This is a genomic window from Phycicoccus sp. Root563 (assembly GCF_001427915.1).
Lineage (GTDB): Bacteria > Actinomycetota > Actinomycetes > Actinomycetales > Dermatophilaceae > Pedococcus.
Genome location: NZ_LMGM01000001.1, coordinates 1,825,062 through 1,847,934 on the forward strand (window position 1 = coordinate 1,825,062; position 22,873 = coordinate 1,847,934).

A 22,873-nucleotide genomic window follows, 5' to 3' on the forward strand; every position below is an offset into this window, starting at 1 on the left:
AGCCGGGCCCGTCCGTCGAGGGGTGCGTCCTCGTCGTGGACGCGGCGCTCATCACACTCGGGGCGCCGCGGGGGGCGTGGGCCCGCGGACCACCCGGCCCCCCGGCCGCGGACCAGACTGCGCGTCCGGGCAGAGCAAAGGCCCCCGCGCTGCGGAGGCCTTTGATCACTTCTTGTTGCGACGCTGGTGGCGGGTCTTGCGAAGCAGCTTGCGGTGCTTCTTCTTCGCCATCCGCTTGCGGCGCTTCTTGATGACAGAGCCCATGAGTGTCCTTGCGGTCGTGGTGTGTTGCCGGACGGGGCAACGAACCAACGCACCACGCCGAACAGTGGTGGCCACTCTAGCGGCCCGACACGTCCCACCCAAACTCGCCCTCTGCGCGACCCGTGGCGGGGATCCGACGCGACCACGACGGCAGTCCGCCACGCAGGCCGAGTAACCCCACGTCAGGGGCCTCGTTGACAGGGCGACCGGGTCACAGAGGACCCGCCCGTCCGCAGGAGATCCCGTGAAGACGTCCCGCACGCACTCGATCGCCATGGGGGTGTGCCTGCTGACCGCGGCCGCCACCGCCCTCCCCCTCTCCTCCGCGGCGGGCGCCCCCGCCGCCGTCCCCGACGCCGTCGGCTCGCCGGCGCTGCCGGCACTCGGCGACACCGTCGACGCGCTCGCCAGGACGCTCGACACCCGGGCCGTGGCCCGTCCCGTCGTCCCGACCACCGCCGCGAAGAACGCGTTGAGCGCGCTGCTCGCCCGCAGCGGCGCCGGTGCGCGTGCGACCTGGGACGAACGCTTCGGGACCCTGCGGTCCCTGCGCGGGTCGCAGCCGCTGACGGCGCCCGCCACCGGGTCCGCCGTCGCCGTGGCCCGCGGCTGGGTGCGGTCCAACGCTGCGGCGTTCGGGCTCACCGCCGGCCAGGTCGACGGCCTCGCGGTCGTGCGCGACCACACGCTCCCCGGCACGGGGACGCACGTCGTGGACCTCGTGCAGACCACCGCCGGGGTGGCCGCCGCCCGGGGCGGTCGGCTCAACATCGCGGTCACCCAGGACGGTCGGGTCCTCTCGTATGCCGGTGACCCCACCCCCGGCGCGACCCTCACGGGCGGCTGGGTGCTGGGTGAGACCGGCGCCCTGCTGCGGACCGCCGGCGTCCTCGCACCCGGGACCGCCTTCACGCCGAAGGCGGACGGCAGGCAGGCCGGGTACACCACTTTCGCCCGGGGACCGTTCGGCGGCCCGTCGTACGTCAAGAAGGTCACGTTCGGCACCAAGGCCGGCCCCGTCGCGGCATACAAGGTGTACTTCCTCAAGAGCACGACGCAGGCCTGGGAGGTCGTCGTCGACGGCACCACGGGTCGGATCCTCTACCGCACCAGCGTCGTCCAGCACGCGGAGGACCCCCAGGGCACGGTGTACGACAACCACCCGGGGGCCGCGAAGGGCGGCACGCCCCGACAGCAGTCGTTCGGGCCGACGGCCCAGTCCCCCAAGGGCTGGGTGGACCCGACAGGACTCGTCGGCACCGGTGTGACGACGTACGGCAACAACGCCGACACCTACGCCAACTGGTCGAACTTCCTTGCGCCTGTTGACAATGCGCCCCGGCCGGTCGCTCCGACGGGCAACTTCAGCTACACCTACACGAACCAGTGGGCGGCGACCAAGGGCCAGACGACCCCCCCGTCGTACGCCCAGGACCTCAACCCCGCCGCGACCAACTTGTTCTTCCAGCACAACCGGATCCACGACGAGTATTACGCGCTCGGCTTCACCGAGTCCGCGGGCAACTTCCAGCTCGACAACGGCAGCAACGGGGGCATGGGCGGCGACGCGATCCGCGGCCTCGTCCAGGCCGGCGCCGCCTCCGGTGGCAGCCCCACCTACACCGGTCGGGACAACGCCTACATGCTCACGCTCGACGACGGCATCCCGCCGTGGAGCGGGATGTTCCTCTGGGAGCCGATCGACGACGCGTTCGAGGGGCCCTACCGCGACGGCTCGTTCGACATGAGCGTCATCCAGCACGAGTACACCCACGGCCTGTCGACGCGGTACGTCGCGGGTGGCAGTGCGCTCGGTTCGCAGCAGGCCGGGTCGATGGGTGAGGGCTGGTCCGACTGGTACGCGCTCAACCACGGGTTCAACGCCGGCCTGCTCAGCAAGCCGATCGTGGGCGACTACGTGACCGGCAACGCGACCCGCGGCATCCGCAACTGGAACTACGACCAGAACCCCACCACGTTCGGCGACATCGGCTACGACCTCACCGGGCCCGAGGTGCACGCCGACGGTGAGATCTGGACGGCCACGCTGTGGGACCTGCGCAAGGCCCTCGTGGCCCGCTACGGCGCGGCCAAGGGCGCGGACGTGGCGGCCCGGCTCGTGACCGACGGCATGCCGCTGACCGCACCGGACCCGTCCTTCCTCGACGCCCGCGACGGCATCCTGTCCGCCGACCTCGACCGCTTCCACGGCGCCAACACCGACCTCATCTGGTCGGTCTTCGCCAAGCGTGGCGCCGGCGCCTCGGCCAGGAGCATCACGGGCGACGACACCGACCCGACCCCCGGCTTCGACCACCCGGCCGCGGCGCCCAACGGCACGGTCGCCCTGACCGTCCTCAACGCCACGACCGGCAAGGCCGTCCCGAACGCCAAGGTCATCCTCGGTCGCTTCGAGGCGCGGGTGAGCCCGCTCGGCCGGACCGGCTCCACCGGCGGCTTCTCCGTCAAGGCCGTCGCCGGCACCTACCCGCTGACCCTCCAGGCCCCCGGGTTCGGCGTGCAGACGATCGACGGGTTCGCCGTCGCTGCGGGCAGGAACGCGGCCCGCACCATCAAGCTGGCCCCCAACCTCGCCTCCACCTCGGCGGGTGCCACGGTGGTGAGCGCGTCCAGCCAGGACGACGGTGCACCGGCGAAGTTCGCCTTCGACGACACCGCGGCGTCGGTCTGGGCGACCAAGGCGGGCACGACGCCGTACAACCAGGGACCGGACCAGCGGGTGACCGTGAAGCTCGCGGCTCCCGCCACGGTGAGCAGCGTGCGCGTCAGCGCGTTCAAGGCCACCAACGCCTCGCGGTTCAGCGCCCTCAAGGGCTTCACCGTGCAGACCTCGACCGACGGGGTCACCTGGACGACGGCCCGCACCGGTGCCTTCGCGTATGCCGCGCCGCGGCCCACGGCGCCCGACCTCAACTTCACGACGTTCGCGTTGTCGACGCCGGTGAAGGCGGGGTACGTGCGGTTCTTCGTCGACTCGGTGCAGGGCAACACCGCCACCCAGGCGCAGGTCGCCGACATCGAGGTGTTCGGGTCCGGGGCGGTCGTCCAGAACGGCTCGGTCACCCCTGACAAGCCCTTCACGGACTCCGGCACCATCACCGCGCCGAACCCCGCCGCGGGTGACGCCACCGGGCTGCAGAACGTCTTCGGGGTCACGGGCACGGAGATGAACACCGCCTGCACGTTCCCGCCGGCCAGCCAGGGGGTGGACGGCTGGGTGAGCAAGTTCCCGGCCGGGTTCTCCGACGGGCTGCACTCGGTGTCGGTCAAGGGCACGAGCGACGCGGACGCCACGGTCGGGCACGACCTCGACCTGTACTTCCTCGACAGCTCCTGCCAGCCCACCGGGTCGGTCGCGACCGCGGCCGGCGACGAGTCGGCGGTCATCCCACCCGGCTCGGTCTACCTGGTGACGCAGCTCTACACCGGCGCGAACGTCAAGGTGGCGGTCACCGCGGTCGACAACCGCTGACCGGGCGTCCCTGCGGGGCGGCGACCAGGCGGCCGCGACGCACAGCGAGGGCGGACCGGGACTCCTCGTCCCGGTCCGCCCTCGCTGTCTGCTGCAGCCGACCGATCAGGCGGTGTCGACGTACGAAGTGCGCAGGTACTTGTGCACGGCATCCTCCGGGACCCGGAAGGACCGACCGACGCGGATGGCGGGAAGCTCACCTGCGTGCACCATGCGGTACACCGTCATCTTCGACACGCGCATGATCGAGGCCACCTCGGCGACGGTCAGGAACCGCACCTCGGCGAGCTGTCGCTCGTTGGACATGTGAACCTCGATCTTCTACACGCGCGCATCGCCGGCTTCCCCTCCGGCGGACCTCTACGCTCGTGCAAGGGGAACTGTAGGGGCTGATGTGACTCATGGGGAAGTCAATGTGAAAACTAAATCCCCACTGTCCAGTCGACACGCCGTACGGATGGAACAGATCGCCCGAACGGACCGCCCTCAGTCGAACCAGACATCGAGGCCGTGGAGGGGGAAGACGGCCTGGCGGGTGGCCATCACCGCCCGGTCCACCTCGCTGTGCGGGTTGTAGCCCATGTCCCAGGGCTGGTGCCAGATCGGCCCCTCGGCGGGGTCGAGGTCGCCCATCCGGCGTGGGCCCTCACGCCCGAGCAGGGTGCGCACGTGGTCGAGCCAGCCCTCCGGGACGGCTTCGGTGAGCGGCACAGGCCGGTGCGCCGCGATCGCCGTGAGGTGGGTCCACGACCGCGGGACGACGTCGACGATCTCGTAGCCGCCACCGCCGAGGGCGACCCAGCGCCCCCGGCAGACCTCGTGCGACAACCGGTGCAGGGCGTCGGCGGCCGCCCGCTGGGCGTCGACCGACAGGGAGAGGTGGGCCAGCGGGTCCTGCGCGTGGGTGTCGCACCCGTGCTGGGTCACGAGGACGTCGGGCTTGAAGGCCCGCACCAGCGGCAGCGCCGTCGAGTGCAGGGCACGCAGCCAAGCGGAGTCGCCGGTGCCGGGAGGGAGGGCGATGTTGACGGCATCGCCCTGCGCCGCTGGCCCACCGATGTCGCCGGCGAAGCCGGTGCCGGGGAACAGCGCCCGCCCGGACTCGTGCAGGGAGATGGTGAGGACGCGCGGGTCGTCCCAGAAGGCCCGCTCCACGCCGTCACCGTGGTGGACGTCGACGTCCACGTAGGCGACGCGCTCGGCGCCGTGGTCGAGCAGCCACTGGATGCCGACGGCGATGTCGTTGTAGATGCAGAAGCCGGCGGCGCTCCCCGGCATGGCGTGGTGCATGCCGCCGCAGAAGTTGACCCCGTGCTCGGCGCGGCCCTCCCACACGTCGGCGCACACGGCCCTGGTGCCCTCGGCGACCCGCGCGCTTGCCTCGTGCATGCCGGCGAAGGCGGGGTCGTCCTCCGTGCCCAGGCCGAAGGCCGGGTCGGCGACCGCGGGGTCGAGCGAGGCGGCCCGCACCGCGGCAATGTAGTCGACGTCGTGGACGGTCTCGAGGACCTCGTCGCCCGGGACCTCGGGGCTGAAGACCTCGACCCCGTCCCCGTCGAAGACCCCCAGCGCGTCGCAGAGCCGCGCGGTCAGGTCGAGACGGACCGGGCTCATCGGATGACCCGGCCCGAAGTCGTAGGCGGTGAAGCCGGGGTCCCAGACCACCCGCACCTGTGAGGGCATGCGGGAACGCTACCCGTGCGTAGCCTCCGGTGGACAGCACGGTCCCACCAGCAGGGACGCGGTAGCGTGGCCTGCTCACGTCGACGACGCCACGGAGGGCTGCTCAGGTGGGTAAGAAGCTGTACGAGGACGACGTCCTCGTCATCGGGCTCGGGCGCTTCGGCGGCTCGGTCGCCGTCGAGCTGCAGCGGCTCGGGCACCACGTCGTCGCCGTCGAGCGGGACCACGAGCTGGCCGAGACGTTCCTCGGCAAGGTGACCAAGATCGTCCAGGCCGACGCCAGCCAGCCGCAGTCCATGGCGCACCTCAAGGCGCGCAGCTTCAAGCTCGCGGTGGTGGGCATCGGTTCCTCGGTCGAGGCCTCGGTGCTCTGCGCGATGAACCTCGTGGACGCGGGGATCCCCACCATCTGGGCCAAGTCGCTGAGCCCCGAGCACGCGCGGATCCTCGAGCGGATCGGTGTGCACCACGTCATCTCGCCCGAGGCCGAGAGCGGCCGCCGCGTCGCGCACCTGCTCAACGGCAAGCTGATGGACTACATCGAGTTCGACGACGGCTTCGCCATCGTCAAGATGAAGCCGCCGCAGGAGGCCATCGGCTTCACGTTGGCGCAGAGCCAGATCCGCAGCAAGTACGGCGTCACGGTCGTGGGCGTCAAGGCACCCGAGCAGGACTTCACGTATGCCGTGCCGGAGACCAAGGTCACCGCGCACGACACGCTCATCGTCAGTGGTCCGACGGACCTGCTGGACCGGCTGGCCTCCCGCCCCTGACGGTCAGGGAAGGCGCCGACGCACCACGGTGCGCCACCTGCGTCAGAGCGAGGGGGTCCCGCGGTCCTCGCCGAGCGGCAGCACCATGGCGACCTCGTCCTCCTCGTCCTCACCCTGCTGGACCCGCATGGGACGGCGGCTGTCCGTCGGGCGGAACCCGGCGCCGCTGGCGAAGGCGACCGCGCGGCCGTTGTCCGAACCGACCCAGTAGGCGAGGTGGCTGCGTCCCTGCGCGCGCGCCTCGTCGGCGCCGGCCTGGACCAGCTGGGTGGCGACCCCGGTCCCCCGGGCCGCGGGGGTGACCCACAGCCCGAAGAGCTCGGCCACGCGGTCGTTGCCCTCCTGGGCCTGCCCCACGCTGACGACCCCGACCGTCTGGCCCTCGACCTCGGCCAGCAGCCGCTGCGAGCGGCGCAACCGGGTGCGCCAGAAGTCCTCGTCGTAGCCGCGTTCCTCGTCCAGGGAGGCCGCGAAGGCCTCCGGGGACTCCTCGAGAGCACTGAGGCGAGCAGTCTTGTACTGCTCCCACTCGTCCTCGCCCAGCCGGCGCACGGAGATCTCGCTCATGCGGACACTCTCGCACGACGGGAGCGGTTGGTGGGGCGAGGTCACCCAGAGTTCACCGTGAGGCGTCTGTGCGCCCCCTGAGAAGGTGCTCCATCTCGAACTCGCCCACCCCCGGGTAGTGCGGCAGCTCGCCGGTCCGTCCCGTGCGGACGAACCCGACCCGCGCGTAGAAGGCAGCGGCCCGGGGGTTCTCGTCGGCGACGTCGAGGGTGACCCGGCGCAGCCCCAGCCCGGTCGCGTGCGCGACTAGCGCCTCGACGAGGCCGTCCGCGACCCCCGTCCCTCGGGCGTGCGCCGCGACCCACATCGCCACGAGGCAGGCCTCGTCGGCAGGACGGTCCGGCACCGACCACAGCGTCACGGTCCCCACCGGCAGGTCGCCGTGGAGAGCCAGCCAGGCAGCGCCTTCTCTGACCCGGTCGTGCCAGACCTGGTCGTCGAAGGCGATCTCGCGGGCGAAGGTGCTCCCGTAGGCACGAGGTTGGTCCAGGAGCATGGCGAAGCGCACCGCGCGGTGCACCTGCCAGTGCTCAGGGAGCACCTTGCGGATGGTCAGGTCACTCATGCCCGGAGGCGAGCTCGTGCGAACGGTTCGCGGCCGCCTCCATCGCCGTGATGAACGCGGCGCGCACCTTGTGGTCGTCCAGCTGGCGCAGGGCTGCCGCCGTCGTGCCGCCCGGGGAGGTGACCTGCTCGCGCAGCACCGTCGGGTGCTGGCCGGTCTCGCGCATCATCGTCGCGGCGCCGAACAACGTCTGGACGACCAGCTCCGTGGCCGTCGGCCGCGGCAGGCCCAGCACCACGCCGGCCTCGATCATCGCCTCGACCACGTAGAAGATGTAGGCGGGGCCGGAGCCGCTGATGGCGGTGACCGCGTCCTGGTGCTTCTCGGCGACCTGGACCACCCGCCCGCAGGAGCGCAGCAGCTCGGCCGCCTCCTCGAGGTGGACGGCGTCGGCGCTGCGCCCCGGGCTCACCGCGGCCATGCCCTGGTCGACCAGCGCCGGGGTGTTGGGCATGACGCGGACCACGGCCACCCCCGCGGGGAGCCGGCTCTCCAGCCAGGCCGTGGGGATGCCGGCGGCGAGGCTCACGACGAGGTTGCCCGCCGAGACGTGGTCGCTGATCTCCTCGACGAGCTGGCCCATGTCCTGCGGCTTCACCACGAGGACGATGGTGTCGGCGGCCTCCGCGGCCTCGGTGTTGGACAGCGCGCGCACGCCGTACTGCGCGGCGAGCTCCTCGGCCCGCCCGGGGCGTCGCGCGGTGACCACGAGGTCCCCGGCCGGTCGGCCGGACCTGATCAACCCGGAGAGCAGCGTCTCCCCCATCGTGCCGGCACCGAGGATCGCGACAGTTCCCATGGGGGCAGTCTGTCAGCCGCGCAGGCGCTCGGGCGCGTCAGTTCTTCGAGGCGAGACCGCGCAGGAAGAACATGGTGTTGGCGGGACGCTCGGCCATGCGGCGCATGAGGTAGCCGTACCACTCCTCGCCGTAGGGGATGTAGACGCGCATCTGGTTGCCGCGGTCGGCGATGCGCTTCTGCTCCTCGGGGCGGATCCCGTAGAGCATCTGGTACTCGAAGGAGTCGGCGTCGCGGTGGTGGTGGGCCGCGAGCGCGCCCGCGATCTCGATGAGCCGTGGGTCGTGGCTGGCCACCATGGGGTAGCCGTCGCCCGCCATGAGGATCTTCAGGCAGCGCACGTAGTTCTGGTCCACGTCGGCCGACGACTGGTGCGCGACCGACTCGGGCTCCTTGTAGGCGCCCTTGCAGAGCCGGACCCGGCTCCCCTCGTGCGCGAGGTCGCGGCAGTCACCCTCGCTGCGCTTGAGGTACGACTGGATGACGGCGCCCACCCACGGGAAGTCCTGGCGCAGCTCGCGCAGGGACTCCAGCGTGGCGTCGGTGGTCGTGTGGTCCTCCATGTCGAGGGTCACGGTGGTGCCGGCGTTCGCGGCCGCCTGGCAGATCTCGCGCGCGTGGTCGAGGGCGATCTTGTGGCCGTCGCCCGGAAGGTACTGGCCGAGCGCGGAGAGCTTGAGGCTCACCTCGCCCATCCCGTGCTGGGAGAGGTCCGCGTCGGCGAGCGCCTTGAGCAGCTCGAGGTAGTGGTCACGCGTGCGGATCGCCTGCGTGAGGTCGGTCGTGTCCTCGCCCAGGTAGTCGATCGTCGCGAGCCGGTTGGTGGCCCGCAGCTCCGCGACGGCGGCCACGGCGTCCGCAGTGGCGTCACCGGGGACGAACCGCCGGACGACGCTGCGGCTGACCGGCGCCTTCTCGATGGTCTGGCGGACCGTTCCGCTCTTGGAGAGCTGGAGCAGGGAGTTGCGCAGCAGGTCACTGGCGTCCACAGGGGTCCTTCCGACGACGATGTGGGGGCCCGGAGGCCGCCCACAAGGCTAACGTCAGGGCGCGGTGGCGACGAACGAGGGCAGCCCGAGGGTGATGGGACCGTTCGTGGCGGAACCGGACAGGTAGGCGTAGACGCCGACCGCGCCGGGCGACTGGAGGGAGGCCGTGGCGTCCGTGGAGGAGACCGTCCAGGCCGCCGGCTCGGCGGTCCCGGACCGCCACACCTTCCCGGTCAGGGTCGTCGGGTTCGTGCCGGAGGCGACCAGCCGCAGGTCGAGGCTGTCGCCGGCCGCCACGACGAGCCCCGTCAGCGGCGCCGTCGCGAGGACCGTCTCCACTCCCCCCACCGTGCGCGCGAGGTATGCCGTGGTGTCGGTCGCGGTGACCCGCACCTTGAGCCGGTAGTCGGAGGTGCCTGCCCGCCGCGCCACGACGGAGGTGAAGACGCCACCGCCGGTGGTCGCCTTGTCGAACCGCATCGCCGTCCGCACGTCGGCGCCGACCGCCGAGGTGGAACCCAGGTAGGCCGAGGGCCCGCTGCCCGCGGCGAGCTGCATCGTGGCGCTGCCACCCGAGACCGAGAAGTTGGTCGCGGCCGTCGTCAGCGTCCAGGCACCGCCCGTGGCCGCCGAGCCCCAGCCGCCGGTCACGGTGCGCTCGAAGTCGTCAGCGGCGATGACGGCGGGGTCGGCCACGACGACCTGGCTGCTGGTCGTCCCCGTCGCCCCGGCGTCGTCGGTGACGGTGAGGGTGACCGTGTAGGTGCCGGGCGCGGCATACGTCCGGCTGGGAGTCACGCCGGTGGCGGTGGCACCGTCGCCGAAGGTCCACACCCAGCTCGTGACCGAGCCGTCGGGGTCGCTCGAGCCGGAGCCGTCGAAGGTGGCGGTCAGGCCGGTCGCACCGGAGGTGAAGGACGCGGTGGGGGGCTGGTTGCCGCCGCCACCGCCGTTGCGCAGGGCGTACTGCGCCTGCACCTGCGCCTGGGTCAGGGCCGTCGGGTACACCGCGAACTCGTCGACGTTGCCGACGAAGTTGCGCGAGGTGGGGACGTTCGGCCACGGGGGCGTGGCGCCGGCCATGGTGAACCAGTCGCCGCCCACCCGCCAGTAGCCGAGGTAGGCCTCCCCCGCGGTGGTGTCGGCACGCTGGCCGACGAGGGCACCGTCGACGTAGAGCCGCATGCCGGCCGCCCCCATCGTCGCGGAGAGCATGTGCCACTGGTTGTTGTTGTAGGCGGCCGCGCTCGTGACGACCCGTGTCGAGTTGTCCTGGGCGCGGACGCCGAAGTTGACCCGTCCGGCGTTGTCCATCCAGAGCTGGCGGTCGCGGTGGTCGGAGTCGCCGAACTGCTGGTCGCCGAAACCGAAGATGCGTCCGCCGCGGGTGCTCGTGGTGCGCACCCAGGCCTGGATCGTGAAGGTGTCCGGGGCCGTCTCTGTGCCGAGTGCGTAGACCCGGCTCCAGTCGTTGTCGGTGAGCTGGGCGGCGGTGTCACCGACGATGGCTCCCGGCTGGTTCCAGTTGATCCCGGTGTTGCCCCGGCCGTCGGTGACGCCGACGCCGGGGCTGGCCGTGGTGCCCGCTGCCCGGTCGCTGACCTGGAGTCCGGAGGTCTCGTTCATCGGCCAGTAGAGGCGCGCACCCGCGGCCCGGACCGCCTGCGCGTAGGCCGTGCTCGTCGGCGAGGTCGTCGGCATGGTCACGCCCACGCTGGCGCCGTAGACGGTGTTGCCGTCGTCGTCGTTCGCGACCAGCTGGTACGTGTAGGTCGCTCCCGGCGTCAGCCCGGTGTCCACGAACCCGAGCGCGGGGGTGTTCCACCAGTTCGAGCTGCTCGACGTCGTGTACCGCGGGGCGCCGAACGCACCGTTGCGGATGACCCGGTAGGCGAGGGCCAGGTCGTCACGGTCGTAGCCGGCCGTCCAGCTGACCCGCAGGGTGGATGACGACGTGGGAACCAGCCGCGGCGTGAATACCCCGGTGGCGAAGAGCGGGCCCTGCTTCGCGGGGGCGATCGGCTTGCGGGCGAAGCGCACCAGCCCCTGCTGGCCGACGCCGTTGACGGTCGGGAACTCGCCGCCGTACAGGACGTAGTCCGCGTTGCCCGTGACGTTCCACCCCGCCTGGAACTGGCCCGTGTAGGTCCCCATGGTCATGTCCGGGAGCCAGGTCACGATGGACGGAGTCCGCGCCTTGCCCCGCCACTCGGGGTACCCCAGGGCGTCGGTGAGGATGTCGCCCTGTGCCGTGTCCGTCCACGCCATGGCGTGCAGGAAGCGCCACTGCTCGTACTGCGGCATCCCGCCGCCCTGGGTGCCGCAGTAGTGCGAGTGCTCGGCGGTGTAGACGATGCCGTTGGCCGTGAACACCGAGTAGTTGTCGCCGTGGCAGTCGGTCACCCATTCCAGGGTGGACGTGGTCACCGGGACCTTGAACGTGCCCTCGAGGTTGCCGCCCGGACCGAAGGCCCACGTCGTGCCGTAGACGAACGACCCCTGCACCCGGAGGCTGCTCACCCCGGCGTCCACCCCGGCGTTCCGGACGGCCGGGTGCCAGGTCGGGTCGAGGACGCCGTTGACGGCCCCGATCTTGGCCAGCCCGTATGCCGCCTGCCCACCGACGTTCTGGAACGAGCCACCCGCGAAGACCCACTGCCCGTCCTCGGAGACCGTGACCGCCCAGACCGTGTAGTCGGCACCGGGGTCCCAGGGCAGCACCGCGCCGTCGGAGACGCGGAAGGCGGCCAGGTTGTTGCGCAGCTGACCGTTGCCGAGCCCCGCGAAACCGCCGCCGACGTAGACGGTGTCGGCGGTCACCGCCACGGACCGCGCCTGGGAGTTCACGCCGGTGGGGTTGAACGCCGTCACGAGCGCACCGGTGGCGGGGTCGAGCGCTGCGACCCGTCGACGGGCCTGCCCGTTGACGGCGGTGAAGTCGCCGACGACGTAGAGGCGGCTGCCGTCGGGGGCCGCGGCGACGGACAGCACCTGGGCGTTGAGGGCCGGGGCGAAACCCGTCACCAGCTGGCCGGTGGTGAGGTCGTAGGCCAGGAGGTTGCTGCGGGGGACGAGGTTGGTGCCGGGCGCCGCGCCGGGTGGTCTGGCGTTGGCGAACGAGCCGCCGGCGTAGACGGTGTTGCCGATGATGACCTGGGACCAGACGACACCGTCGACCTGCACGGTCGGCAGTGCGTCGGCCGTGACCGAGCTCGCCGGCGCGGGGACGACCGGGGCGGGGGCCGCGCCGGCGGGTGTCCCTGCCGCGACGAGGAGCCCGAGCGCCAGCCCGAGGGCGGCCAGGGAGGCGGTGAGCCTGCGGGTCGGCACCATGAGGGAACCTCGGATCCGGTGTGCGGACGCCAGGTCGCGTCGGGCCTCCCCTGCGAGACGCGTCGTGCGCTGTCGGACACGACCACGCTAGCCACGGACGCCGGGCACCGGATCGAGCGATCGTCGTAGGACCCCGACCGCCAGTGGTAGCAGTCCCCCGCGGCAGCTACCGGGTGCCGGTGCCGCGCAGGGCGTACTGCGCCTGCACCTGCGCCTGGGTGAGGGCGCTCGGGTAGACCGCGAACTCGTCGACGCCCCCGACGAAGTTCCGCGACGTCGGCAGGTTCGGCCAGGCGATGCTCCCGCGTGCCGCGGTGAGCAGGTCGCTGCCCACCCGCCAGTAGCCGAGGTAGGCCTCGCCCGACGTGGTGTCGGCACGCTGGCCCACGAGCACCCCGTCGGCGTACAGCCGCATCCCGGCGGGGCTCATCGTCGCGGTCAGCTGGTGCCACCGGGTGTCGTTGTAGGGACCGGTGCTCGTGACCACCCTGGTCGTGCCGTCCTGGGCGCGGACGCCGAAGTTGATGCGTCCCGCGTTGTCCATCCACAGCTGGCGGTCCGCGTGGTGGGAGTTGGCGTACTGCAGGTCCCCGAAGCCGAGGATCCGGCCGCCCCGGGTGGTCGAGGTGAGCACCCAGGCCTGGACGCTGAACGTGTCCGGGGCCGTCTCCGTCCCCAGCGCGTGGATGCGGCTGTAGGCACTGTCCGTGAGCTGGACGGCCGCGCTCCCGTCGATAGCCCCGGGACGCCCCCACCCGATCCCGCTGGCGCCGGTGCTGTCGGTGTCCGCCAGCCCGTCGGTGACGCCCACCCCCGTCGAGGTCGTGGTGCCGGCTGCGCGGTCGGTGACCTGCAGTCCGGCCGGCTCGTCCATCGGCCAGTACAGCCGCGCACCGGCCGCGCGGACGGCCTGGGCGTACGGAGTGCTCGGTGGCACGGCCAGGGGGATCGTCACCGTGGTGGTGGCGCCGTAGACGGTGTTGCCGTCGTCGTCGTTCGCGACCAGCTGGTACGTGTACGTCGCTCCCGGGGTCAGCCCGGTGTCCACGAACCCGAGCGCCGGGAGGTTCCACCAGTTCGACGGTGCCGTGGTGGTGTACCGCGGGCTGCCGTAGGCGCCGCCCCTGACCACGCGGTAGGTGAGGAAGAGGTCGTCACGGTCGTACCCGGCCGCCCAGCTGACCCGCACGGCGGACGACGAAGTGGGAACCAGCCGCGGCGTGAACACCCCGGTGGCGAACAGCGGTCCCTGCTTCGCGGGCGCGATCGGCTTGCGGGCGAAGCGCACCAGCCCCTGCTGGCCGACGCCGTTGACCTTCGGGAACTCACCGCCGTACAGGATGTAGTCGTCGTTCCCGACGACGCTCCAGCCCGCCTGGAACTGGCCGGTGACGGTCCCGCTGGTCATGCTCGGCGTCCAGCTGACGATCGACGGCGTCCGTGCCTTGCCGCGCCAGTCCGCATAGCCGAGGGCGTCGGTGAGGATGTCGCCCTGCGCCGTGTCGGTCCAGGCCATCGCACGCTGGAAACGCGTCGGGCTGTCCTGCGGCATCCCGCCGCCCTGCGTGCCGCAGTAGTGCGTGTGGCTCGTGGTGTAGACGATCCCGTGGGCCATGTAGGCGGAGTAGTTGTCGCCGTGGCAGTCGGTCACCCACTCGAGGGTGGACGTGGTCACCGGGACCTTGAACGTGCCCTCGAGGTTGCCACCGGGACCGAAGTGCCACGTGGTGCCGTAGACGAAGGCCCCCTGCACCCGGAGGCTGCTGATGCCCGCGTCCACGCCCGCGTTGCGCACCGCGGGGCGCCAGGTGAGGTCGAGCGTCCCGTTGCCCGCGCCGATCTTGGCCAGCCCGTATGCCGCCTGCCCACCGACGTTCTGGAACGAGCCACCCGCGATGACCCACTGCTGGTCCTGCGAGACCGCGAGGGCCCAGACCGTGTAGTCGGCACCCGGGTTCCAGGCCCTGGTCGCGCCGTCCGAGGCGCGGAAGGCCGCCAGGTTGCTGCGGAGCAACCCGTTGCCGAGGCCGGCGAAGCCACCACCCACGTAGACGGTGTCGGCCGTCACGGCCACCGCGCGGGCCTGCGAGTTGACCCCCACGGGCTTGAACGCCGTCACCAGGGCCCCGGTGACCGCATCGACGGCAGCCACCCTGCGGCGAGCCTGTCCGTTCACCGTGGTGAAGTCCCCCACGAGGTAGATGCGACGGCCGTCGGTCGACGCCGCCAGCGAGAGCACCTGGGCGTTGAGGGTCGTGACGAAACCCGGGACCAGCCGACCGGTGGTGAGGTCGTAGGCGAGCAGGTGGGTCCGGCGGGTGAGGTTCGTGCCGGGTGGGGCCCCCGCCGGTCGGGCATTGAGGAAGGACCCCCCGACGTACACCGTGTTGCCGACGATGACCTGCGACCAGACGACGCCGTCGACCTGCACCGTGGGCAGGGCGTCGGCCGTCACGGTGTCAGCGGGGGTCGGGACCACCGGCGCCGGCGCTGCGACGGCCGGCAGGGGCGCGAGGCAGAGGGCGACCGCAGCAAGGACCGCAGCCAGGATGGTGGTCACGACCGTGGTGAGGACCAGGGTGGGCCGCGCGCGGGGCGATCGGGTGGATCCCATCGTGGCCCCCTGCTGCGACGCTGACGGCGAAGGTCGGGACGGCGGGGCCGCCGGAACCCACTGCACGTCGATCACGCTAGCCACGCCCCACGGGTCGCAACTCCTGCGATCGTCGTAGGGCGTCGGGAAGGTCCTAGGCCGTGCGTCGCCGCAGGGTGAGGCTGCCGAGCACCAGGGACGCGACCACCCAGCCGACGATCACCGTCGCGTCGGCCGTCACGTCCTGGCCGGGGCTGGCACTGGTGGTGACGACCTTCATGGCGTCCACGGCATACGAGAGGGGCAGCACGTCGGACACCACGTGCAGGACGTCGGGCAGGCGGTCGCGGGCCACGAGCAGCCCGCACAGCAGGAACTGTGGCAGCACGAACGCCGGCATGAACTGCACGGCCTGGAACTCGGTGCGGGCGAACCCGCTGGCGAGCAGGCCGAGGGCCGAGCCGAGCAGGGCGTCGAGGACGGCCACCACGACGAGCTGCCACACCGGGCCGGCGACGTCGAGGCCGCACACCCAGACCGCGAAACCCGTTGCCACCAGGGCCTGCAGGACCGCCATCACCCCGAAGGCGAGGGCGTACCCCAGCATGAAGTCACCCTTGCCCATCGGGGTGGTGAGCAGTCGCTCGAGGGTGCCCGAGGTGCGTTCGCGCAGGGTGGCCACGCTCGTCACGATGAACATCACGACGAAGGGGAACACCCCGAGCAGTGGCGCGCCCAGGGCGTCGAACACGGGGGTGTCCTGGAAGATCCACGCCAGCAGCCCGATGAGCACGCAGGGCACGACGAGCATCAGGGCGATGGTGCGGTGGTCGGCCCGCAGCTGGGCCAGCACCCGGCCGGCGGTGACGACGGTGCGGTGCACGTTCATCGGGCAGCCTCCTCGGCTCGGTCGATGAGGGCCAGGAAGGCGCCCTCCGCATCGGTGGCACCGGTGCGTTGGAGCAGGTCGGGCAGCGTCGCGTCGGCGAGGACCTCGCCCTCACGCAGCAGCAGGAGCCGGTCGCACCGCGCGGCCTCGTCCATCACGTGGCTCGAGACGAGCAGCGAACGGCCTTGTGCCGCAAGGCGGCCGAACAGGTCCCACAGGTCGCGTCGCAGGACCGGGTCGAGACCGACGGTCGGCTCGTCGAGGACGAGCAGCTCCGGGTCGCCGACGAGGGCACAGGCCAGGGAGGCCCGGGACCGCTGGCCGCCGGACAGCCGACCCACGGGCGAGTCGGCGTGGCTGCCGAGGTCGACGGCGGCGATGGCCTCGTCGACCGACGTGCGCGGGGCCCCCAGGATCGAGGCGAAGTAGCGGACGTTCGCCCGGACCGTGAGGTCGTCGTAGACGCTGGGGCTCTGGGTGACGTAGCCGATCCGGTGGCGCAGGGTCGGCGACCCGGCGGGCTCGCCGAGGACACGGACCGACCCGGCTGCCACGACCTGGACCCCGACGACCGCGCGGATGAGGGTGGACTTCCCGCTCCCGCTCGGGCCGAGCAGGCCCACCACCTGACCGACGGGGACACGCACCGACAGCCCCGGGATCACCGTGCGCCCTCCTCGGACGACCCGGAGCCCGTCGATCTCCACGGCGTTATTCATCATGCGATGAAATGTACTCCCGGTTCGGGCGCCCGACAAGGGGGCGCGCGCCCCGAAGGTGCGCCGGCAGGCGCGCCCGGTGGGTGCGACGGATGGGTGCGCCGGATGGGTGCGCGGACGGGTGCCACGACGGTGCGGCAACAGCTGCGGCGACAGGTTCGGCGGCAGGTGCCCCGGGGCTACGTCACTGATCGCGCAGTGCGATCAGTGACGTAGCGCCGACACTTCAGTCCAGTGGGGCGAGGTACCGCTGGATGGTGGGGCCGAGCTGGGCAGCGAGCTCGTCGTGCGACGCGTCGGCGACGGCGGGGAACTCCACGATGTAGCGCATCACGGCGAGCCCGACCATCTGCGAGGCCGCCAGCCCGGCCCGCAGCTCCAGCTCGTGCGGCGGCTCCCCCTGCGGGGCCAGCTCGCGCAGCACCCGGCCGAACACCTCGCGGGTCAGGAACTCCCGCAGCATCACGGTCGCCTCGTGGTGCGTCAGCGCCGACCTGATCAGGGCCTGGAAGCGCTCCTTGCCCTCCTCGCCGTCCCAGACGCGGAGGAAGGTGCGGACCAGGTTCTCCCCGACCCGCTCGCGCGGGCCGTGCACGATGGCGGCGATGAGGACGGCCGGGTCGGCGGGGATGTCCATGACGGCGGCGAACAACGCCGCCTTGCCGCCGAAGTAGTGGTGCACCAGGGCGGGGTCGACCTCGGCCCGGCGGGCGACACCGCGGACGGAGGTGGCGTCATACCCCTGCTCGGCGAAGTCCGCCCGCGCGGCGGCGAGGATGGACGCCTTGGTGTCGGAGGCGCCCGGACGCCGGCCGCGAGGGCTCACGACGCCCCTGCGACCGAGGCCGTCGCGAGGTGGAGCCGCGCGAACGCGAGCGCCTCGGCGAGGTCGAGCTCGCGCTCCTCCGGCAGCAGCTTCCTCGTGCCGACCTCGACGACGACCGAGCCGGAGTAGGAACGGGCGGCGAGCATCTCGAGGAACTCGGCGCACGGCTGCAGGCCACGCCCCGGCACGAGGTGCTCGTCCTTGAGCGAGCCCAGCCCGTCGGCGAGGTGCACGTGGGTCAGGCGCGGGCCGAGCACCCGGGCCATCTCCATCGCGTCGGAGCCCGCGGTCGCCGTGTGCGACAGGTCGAGCGTGACGTTGTCGTACGCCTGGGAGACCGGGTCCCAGTGCGGCAGGTACGCCTCGAACTCCCGCTGCCGGGCCCGCCACGGGAACATGTTCTCGACGGCGAGCCGGATGCCTGTCTCGTGCTCGCGCAACGCGACCCCCTCGACGAAGTCGCGGGCGTACTCCTTCTGCCACCGGAACGGCGGGTGCAGCACCACCGTCGAGGCACCGAGCTCCTGGGCGAGCTCGATCGACTTGTCGACCTTGGTCCACGGCTCCGGACCCCACACCCGCTGCGTCAGCAGCAGCGTCGGGGCGTGCACGGACACCACCGGGAGGCCGTGGAGCTCGCTGAGCGCCCGCAGCGCCCCCGCCTCCTGCGTCACCGGGTCGGTCCACACCATCACCTCGACGGCGTCGTACCCGAGTCGGGCGGCCAGCGCGAAGGCGGCTGCGCAGTTCTCGGGGTAGACCGAGGCGGTCGAGAGCGCCACCGTGGCACCGGGAACCCTGACCGCCGAGGACATGTCACCGAGCCTACCGACGCAGCCGCGAGACGCCCCGGCCACGGGTCACCCGCGTCAGCGCATGCTGTCGAGCCGGTTGAGGATGATGCCCTCGCGCAGCGCCCACGGACAGATGTCCAGGCGCTCGAGGTCGAGCAGGTCCATCGCGGCCTCGGCGACCAGCGCGCCGGCGAGCAGCTGGCGGGCCCTCCCCGCCGAGACGCCGGGGAGCCCGGCCCGCTGCGCGGCGGTCTTCCCCGCCAGGGTCCGGACGAGGTCGGCGAGAGCGGCGCGCTCGAGGTGGCGGGCGGCATACGGGCCCTCGCTGCTCGGCGCGGCACCGGTGATCCGGGCGAGCGAGCGCAGGGTCTTGGACGTGCCCACGGCGCGGTCCGGCACCCCGGCCTTGGTGAGCGGGCGGATGTCGCCCGCGAGGCGGACACGGATGGCGCGCCTCGCCTCACGGATGACGTCGGCGTCGGGCGGGTCCCCGGGCAGGAGGTCGCGGGTCAGCCGGCCCGCACCGAGCGGCAGGCTCACGGCAACGTCGGGGTCCTCGTCCATGCCCGCAGCGAGCTCGAGCGAGCCACCGCCGATGTCGACGACGAGCAGGGTGCCGCTCGACCAGCCGAACCAGCGTCGCGCCGCGAGGAAGGTCAGCCGCGCCTCTTCCTCCCCGGAGAGCACCTGCAGGTCGACCCCACGCTCCGTGCGCACCCGGGCCAGCACGTCCTCCCCGTTGGGCGCCTCACGGACGGCGCTCGTGACGAACGCCAGGACCTCCTCGACGCCCTGGTCCTCCGCGACGGTGAGGCACTCCCCGATGAAGCCCGACAGCGCGCGCTCACCGGACTCGTCGATGTGGCCGTCGTCGGTGACGTGCTCCGAGAGCCTCAGCTCGATCTTGTGCGACGTCGCGGGCAGCGGCTGCGCCCCGCGGTGCGCGTCGACGACGAGGAGGTGCACCGTGTTGGATCCGACGTCGACCACTCCGAGGCGCATGCGCCCACGCTAGTGGTGAGTACCCGCACCCATGCGTCGCCGTCCGTGGCCGGGACACACTGCCCGGTATGCCGCCGGCCCCCTCCCAGCCCGATCTCCCCCACCCCTCCCAGCCCGACCCTCCCCACCCCTCCCGCCGCACCTGGCCCGTCACCGCGGCCGCCGTCCTGCTCGGGTGGTGCTTCATCGCCTGGGTCCTGCTCGTCGCGGCGATCAACTCGGCCCCCTTCTTCGGTGAGCAGCCCACCCGCGACGAACAGATCCAGTCGGGCCTGGCCCTGGCGACGGCCGCGGTGCCACTCGCCCTCCTGTGCGTGCTGGCCGTGCGCTGGGGCAGCCGGTGGGGGATCCTCCTGCTCGCCGCGCCGACCTGTCTCCTGGTCCCCCTCGGCCTGGAGTGGGCCAGCCGCAGCGGGATCGGCCGGGAGCCCTGGCCCGACCGACCACTCGCCTGGGCCGACCTCGGCAGCGAGCTGCTACGACCGGGATGGGTGCTCGCAGCGGTGCTGCTGGTCCTCCTCGCCGTCTCGGCGGCACGCTCCCGGCGCGCTCGACGGGTGGTCCAGCGCCGGACCGTCCCCGCCGGAGGCCACCACGCCACGTAGGGTTGCCCCCGTGGTTGAGACCCCGCTGGACACGGCGCGCATCTGGGTGGAGTTCGCGGACCCCACCGACTCCGGTCAGCGGTTCCGCTGCGACCTGACCTGGCTCACGTCGAGCTGGACCTGCATCTTCGGCAGCGGCTGCCAGGGCATCTACGCCGACCGCCCCGACGACGGGTGCTGCACGCTCGGCGCCCACTTCACCGACGACGACGACCTCCAGCGGGTCAAGAAGGTCGTCAAGGAGCTCGGCGAGGACGAGTGGCAGCTGCACCCCGGCTCGACCAAGGTCTCGGCCTGGACCGAGCCCGAGGACGACGCCACCAAGACCAAGGTGGTCGACGGCGCCTGCATCTTCCTCAACCGCCCCGGCTTCCCGGCGGGCGCCGGCTGCGCCCTGCACCAGCACGCGGTGCTCCACGGCAAGGAGCCGCACACGGTCAAGCCGGACGTGTGCTGGCAGCTGCCGATCCGCCGCACCTACCGCAAGGTCGAGATGCCGGACGGCTCGTCGTGGCAGGAGGTCAGCATCACCGAGTACGACCGTCGCGGCTGGGGCCCCGGCGGCCACGACCTCGACTGGTACTGCTCGAGCAACCCCGAGGCCCATGTCGGCCGCGAGCCGGTGTTCCGCAGCAACAGGGGCGAGCTCGTCGAGCTCATGGGCGAGGAGGCCTACGCCGAGCTCGAGATCCGCTGCGAGGCCCACTTGGCCAGCGTCAAGGCTGCGCGGAACGCCTACTCCCGCAAGATGCTTCCCCTGCTCGTGCACCCGGCGACGCTGGCTGCCCAGGAGGGCCGCAAGCGCCGGTGACCGAGCCGACCACGGGCGGGACGCCGCACGAGCCGACCCGCAGCCCGAACATCTGGGACTCCCCCGACGTCTACGAGGTCGAGAACCTCGGCGTCGACCGCGACGGCCTCATCGAGGCCGCCATGGCGGCGCTGCACCCGTTCGAGGGGACCGACCTCGTCGACGTGGGCTGCGGGACCGGTTTCCACCTGCCCCGCTTCGTGCGCCTGGGGTGCGCGAGCGTGGTCGGCGTCGAGCCCCACCCTCCCCTGGTCGACGTGGCGAGGGACCGCACCGCCGGTATGCCGCGGGTGCGGGTCGAGGAGGGCGTCGCCCAGTCGCTGCCCCTGGCCGACGACAGCATGGACGTGGCGCACGCGCGCTGGGCGTACTTCTTCGGCGCCGGCTGCGAGCCCGGGCTGGCCGAGCTCGAGCGCGTGCTGCGACCGGGAGGGACGGCGTTCGTCGTGGACAACGACGCCACCCGCTCGACGTTCGGCCACTGGTTCTCGCGGGCCTACCCGGGCTACGACGCCCTGGCCGTCGAGCGTTTCTGGGGCCGGCAGGGCTGGTCCCGCGAGCGCCTGACCATCCGCTGGGACTTCGACAGCCGGGCCGACCTCGAGGCGGTGGTCGGGATCGAGTTCCCCGAGACCGCGGCCGAGGGGATCCTCGCCGAGCACGAGGGCACCGGGGTCGACTACGCCGTGAACCTCTGGTGGCGCCGCTTCTGAGCGCTGTCGGGGCGGCCACGTAGGTTGTCGCCCATGGCAACCAAGGCATCGACGAAGTCGAGCGGCTACCGCTGCTCGGAGTGCGGCTGGACCGCGCCCAAGTGGGTCGGTCGCTGCGGCGAGTGCCAGTCCTGGGGCACCGTCGGCGAGGTCGGTGCCGTCACCGTCCGGACGACGGCCGCGGCCCGGGTCGAGCGTCCCGCCCTGCCGATCGGCGAGGTCGACGTCCGCCGCGCCGAGGCCCATCCGACCGGGGTCGGTGAGTTCGACCGGGTGCTCGGTGGCGGGCTCGTCCCCGGGGCCGTGGTGCTGGTGGCCGGGGAGCCCGGCATCGGCAAGTCGACCCTGCTGCTCGACGTCGCCGCCCGGGCCGCTCGCTCCGGCGAGGGCCGCACCGTCCTCTACGTCAGCGGGGAGGAGTCCGCAGCCCAGGTCCGCATGCGCGCGGAGCGCATCGAGGCGATGGCCAAGACGCTCTACCTCGCCTCGGAGACCGATCTCGCGACGGTGCTGGGCCAGATCGAGGCCATCAAGCCCGACCTCGTCGTCATCGACTCGGTGCAGACCATCTCCAGCGGCGAGGTCGAGGGTTCGGCGGGCAACGTCAGCCAGGTCCGTGAGGTCGCCGCGTCCGTCATCCAGGTCGCCAAGTCCCGCGGCATCGCCACGCTGCTCGTCGGCCACGTCACCAAGGACGGCTCGATCGCCGGACCGCGGGTGCTCGAGCACCTCGTCGACGTGGTCGTGCAGTTCGAGGGCGACCGCCACTCCCAGCTGCGGCTCGTGCGGGCCGTGAAGAACCGCTACGGCCCCACCGACGAGGTCGGCTGCTTCGAGCTCTCCGACGTCGGCATCGTCGGGCTCCCCGACCCCAGCGCGCTGTTCCTCTCGCGGGGCACCCTCACGGTGCCCGGCACCTGCGTCACCGTGACCCTCGAGGGCCGCCGGCCGCTGATGACCGAGGTCCAGGCGCTCGTCGCCAAGAGCGAGATCCCGACGCCGCGCCGGGCCACGAGCGGCCTCGACTCGGCCCGGGTGGCCATGATCATCGCCGTGCTCGCCAAGCGTGCCGGAGCGCCGATCGGCAGCTCCGACGTCTACCTGTCGACCGTGGGCGGGGTCCGGCTGACCGAGCCGGCCTCCGACCTCGCCATCGCCCTCGCCGTGGCGAGCTCGGTGATGGAGCGCCCGCTCAAGGAGAACTCCATCGCGTTCGGCGAGCTGGGGCTCGCCGGCGAGCTCCGGGCGGTCGCCGGCATCCCGCGCCGACTGGCCGAGGCGGCCCGGTTGGGTTTCCGGACGGCGTACGTCCCGGCCGGTGTCCTGGGCAACGGGCCCATGCCGTCGGGGATGGACGTCGTGGAGTGCGCCGACATCCGCAGCGCGGTGCACGCCGCTCTGCAGGCCTCGCACGGTTAGACTCGCGGCACACCTGACCGGCGGCATACCAAGGGGC

At 72.3% G+C, this 22,873-nt stretch carries 20 protein-coding genes; 6 read left to right on the plus strand and 14 right to left on the minus strand.

Annotation, left to right across the window (positions count from 1 at the left end; genetic code table 11):
* Window positions 1–165 precede the first annotated feature (165 nt).
* Window positions 166–264, minus strand: coding sequence for a 30S ribosomal protein bS22 (locus tag ASD62_RS19725; protein ID WP_003792170.1), 99 nt, complete (start codon window positions 262–264; stop codon window positions 166–168).
* A 244-nt stretch (window positions 265–508) separates the two neighbouring features.
* On the opposite strand from ASD62_RS19725, the gene ASD62_RS08675 reads away from it, so the two are divergent.
* Window positions 509–3,757 carry a M36 family metallopeptidase gene (locus tag ASD62_RS08675; protein ID WP_235530669.1) on the plus strand — a complete coding sequence of 1,083 codons (3,249 nt, stop codon included), beginning with the start codon at window positions 509–511 and terminating at the stop codon, window positions 3,755–3,757.
* 105 nt (window positions 3,758–3,862) lie between these two features.
* Here ASD62_RS08675 and ASD62_RS08680 read toward each other — a convergent pair whose 3' ends face one another.
* Complete coding sequence (locus tag ASD62_RS08680; protein ID WP_056915613.1) at window positions 3,863–4,063, minus strand: helix-turn-helix domain-containing protein; 201 nt, start codon at window positions 4,061–4,063, stop codon at window positions 3,863–3,865.
* A 180-nt stretch (window positions 4,064–4,243) separates the two neighbouring features.
* Window positions 4,244–5,440, minus strand: coding sequence for an acetoin utilization protein AcuC (locus ASD62_RS08685; protein WP_056915614.1), 1,197 nt, complete (start codon window positions 5,438–5,440; stop codon window positions 4,244–4,246).
* A 107-nt stretch (window positions 5,441–5,547) separates the two neighbouring features.
* On the opposite strand from ASD62_RS08685, the gene ASD62_RS08690 reads away from it, so the two are divergent.
* Window positions 5,548–6,213 (plus strand): TrkA family potassium uptake protein, encoded by a 666-nt coding sequence (locus tag ASD62_RS08690; RefSeq protein WP_056915615.1) that lies wholly within the window; start codon window positions 5,548–5,550, stop codon window positions 6,211–6,213.
* A 42-nt stretch (window positions 6,214–6,255) separates the two neighbouring features.
* On the opposite strand, the gene ASD62_RS08695 is transcribed toward ASD62_RS08690, so the two are convergent.
* The 11 genes from ASD62_RS08695 to ASD62_RS08745 all read right to left on the minus strand — a co-directional run bounded on the left by ASD62_RS08695 (window position 6,256) and on the right by ASD62_RS08745 (window position 19,288).
* Window positions 6,256–6,780 carry a GNAT family N-acetyltransferase gene (locus tag ASD62_RS08695; protein WP_056915616.1) on the minus strand — a complete coding sequence of 175 codons (525 nt, stop codon included), beginning with the start codon at window positions 6,778–6,780 and terminating at the stop codon, window positions 6,256–6,258.
* A gap of 52 nt (window positions 6,781–6,832) precedes the next feature.
* Window positions 6,833–7,345, minus strand: coding sequence for a GNAT family N-acetyltransferase (locus ASD62_RS08700; RefSeq protein WP_056915617.1), 513 nt, complete (start codon window positions 7,343–7,345; stop codon window positions 6,833–6,835).
* Complete coding sequence (gene proC / locus ASD62_RS08705) at window positions 7,338–8,144, minus strand: pyrroline-5-carboxylate reductase (protein WP_056915618.1); 807 nt, start codon at window positions 8,142–8,144, stop codon at window positions 7,338–7,340. Before proC ends, ASD62_RS08700 begins: the two co-directional genes overlap by 8 nt.
* 37 nt (window positions 8,145–8,181) lie before the next feature.
* On the minus strand, window positions 8,182–9,132 hold the full coding sequence (locus ASD62_RS08710; protein WP_200956868.1) for a proline dehydrogenase family protein: 951 nt from the start codon (window positions 9,130–9,132) through the stop codon (window positions 8,182–8,184).
* Window positions 9,133–9,186: 54 nt separating this feature from the next.
* Window positions 9,187–12,465, minus strand: coding sequence for a PKD domain-containing protein (locus ASD62_RS08715; RefSeq protein WP_056915619.1), 3,279 nt, complete (start codon window positions 12,463–12,465; stop codon window positions 9,187–9,189).
* A gap of 166 nt (window positions 12,466–12,631) precedes the next feature.
* Window positions 12,632–15,079: a LamG-like jellyroll fold domain-containing protein gene (locus tag ASD62_RS08720; protein WP_157581408.1), complete on the minus strand. Its 2,448-nt coding sequence runs from the start codon at window positions 15,077–15,079 to the stop codon at window positions 12,632–12,634.
* Between the two features lie 133 nt (window positions 15,080–15,212).
* A complete protein-coding gene (locus tag ASD62_RS08725) occupies window positions 15,213–15,947 on the minus strand; it encodes an ABC transporter permease (protein WP_056915621.1) in 735 nt (244 codons plus the stop codon).
* Window positions 15,944–16,669 (minus strand): ABC transporter ATP-binding protein, encoded by a 726-nt coding sequence (locus tag ASD62_RS08730; RefSeq protein ID WP_056915622.1) that lies wholly within the window; start codon window positions 16,667–16,669, stop codon window positions 15,944–15,946. Before ASD62_RS08730 ends, ASD62_RS08725 begins: the two co-directional genes overlap by 4 nt.
* A 223-nt stretch (window positions 16,670–16,892) precedes the next feature.
* Window positions 16,893–17,492, minus strand: coding sequence for a TetR family transcriptional regulator (locus tag ASD62_RS08735; protein ID WP_056915623.1), 600 nt, complete (start codon window positions 17,490–17,492; stop codon window positions 16,893–16,895).
* Window positions 17,489–18,307 (minus strand): sugar phosphate isomerase/epimerase, encoded by an 819-nt coding sequence (locus ASD62_RS08740; RefSeq protein ID WP_056915624.1) that lies wholly within the window; start codon window positions 18,305–18,307, stop codon window positions 17,489–17,491. The genes ASD62_RS08735 and ASD62_RS08740 overlap by 4 nt, the downstream gene beginning before the upstream one ends.
* Window positions 18,308–18,361: 54 nt before the next feature.
* Window positions 18,362–19,288 (minus strand): Ppx/GppA phosphatase family protein, encoded by a 927-nt coding sequence (locus ASD62_RS08745; protein WP_056915625.1) that lies wholly within the window; start codon window positions 19,286–19,288, stop codon window positions 18,362–18,364.
* A 68-nt stretch (window positions 19,289–19,356) separates the two neighbouring features.
* Between ASD62_RS08745 and ASD62_RS08750 the strand changes: the two genes are divergently transcribed.
* From ASD62_RS08750 to radA, 4 genes are read left to right on the plus strand one after another with little or no spacing between them, the layout of a single operon-like run.
* A complete protein-coding gene (locus tag ASD62_RS08750; RefSeq protein ID WP_056915626.1) occupies window positions 19,357–19,893 on the plus strand; it encodes a hypothetical protein in 537 nt (178 codons plus the stop codon).
* Window positions 19,894–19,903: 10 nt separating this feature from the next.
* Window positions 19,904–20,704 (plus strand): hypothetical protein, encoded by an 801-nt coding sequence (locus tag ASD62_RS08755; protein ID WP_056915627.1) that lies wholly within the window; start codon window positions 19,904–19,906, stop codon window positions 20,702–20,704.
* A complete protein-coding gene (locus ASD62_RS08760) occupies window positions 20,701–21,417 on the plus strand; it encodes a class I SAM-dependent methyltransferase (RefSeq protein ID WP_056915628.1) in 717 nt (238 codons plus the stop codon). The genes ASD62_RS08755 and ASD62_RS08760 overlap by 4 nt, the downstream gene beginning before the upstream one ends.
* Window positions 21,418–21,450: 33 nt before the next feature.
* Window positions 21,451–22,836: a DNA repair protein RadA gene (gene radA, locus ASD62_RS08765; protein ID WP_056915629.1), complete on the plus strand. Its 1,386-nt coding sequence runs from the start codon at window positions 21,451–21,453 to the stop codon at window positions 22,834–22,836.
* Window positions 22,837–22,873: the final 37 nt, after the last annotated feature.

Bases quoted from the DNA above. Each gene is read 5' to 3' on its own strand.
- proC (WP_056915618.1), bottom strand. From the start codon at position 8,144: ATGGGAACTGTCGCGATCCTCGGTGCCGGCACGATGGGGGAGACGCTG.
- ASD62_RS08725 (WP_056915621.1), bottom strand. From the start codon at position 15,947: ATGAACGTGCACCGCACCGTCGTCACCGCCGGCCGGGTGCTGGCCCAG.
- ASD62_RS08750 (WP_056915626.1), top strand. From the start codon at position 19,357: ATGCCGCCGGCCCCCTCCCAGCCCGATCTCCCCCACCCCTCCCAGCCC.
- ASD62_RS08730 (WP_056915622.1), bottom strand. From the start codon at position 16,669: ATGATGAATAACGCCGTGGAGATCGACGGGCTCCGGGTCGTCCGAGGA.
- ASD62_RS08720 (WP_157581408.1), bottom strand. From the start codon at position 15,079: ATGGGATCCACCCGATCGCCCCGCGCGCGGCCCACCCTGGTCCTCACC.
- ASD62_RS08740 (WP_056915624.1), bottom strand. From the start codon at position 18,307: ATGTCCTCGGCGGTCAGGGTTCCCGGTGCCACGGTGGCGCTCTCGACC.
- ASD62_RS08680 (WP_056915613.1), bottom strand. From the start codon at position 4,063: ATGTCCAACGAGCGACAGCTCGCCGAGGTGCGGTTCCTGACCGTCGCC.
- ASD62_RS19725 (WP_003792170.1), bottom strand. From the start codon at position 264: ATGGGCTCTGTCATCAAGAAGCGCCGCAAGCGGATGGCGAAGAAGAAG.
- ASD62_RS08700 (WP_056915617.1), bottom strand. From the start codon at position 7,345: ATGAGTGACCTGACCATCCGCAAGGTGCTCCCTGAGCACTGGCAGGTG.
- radA (WP_056915629.1), top strand. From the start codon at position 21,451: ATGGCAACCAAGGCATCGACGAAGTCGAGCGGCTACCGCTGCTCGGAG.
- ASD62_RS08685 (WP_056915614.1), bottom strand. From the start codon at position 5,440: ATGCCCTCACAGGTGCGGGTGGTCTGGGACCCCGGCTTCACCGCCTAC.
- ASD62_RS08695 (WP_056915616.1), bottom strand. From the start codon at position 6,780: ATGAGCGAGATCTCCGTGCGCCGGCTGGGCGAGGACGAGTGGGAGCAG.
- ASD62_RS08715 (WP_056915619.1), bottom strand. From the start codon at position 12,465: ATGGTGCCGACCCGCAGGCTCACCGCCTCCCTGGCCGCCCTCGGGCTG.
- ASD62_RS08745 (WP_056915625.1), bottom strand. From the start codon at position 19,288: ATGCGCCTCGGAGTGGTCGACGTCGGATCCAACACGGTGCACCTCCTC.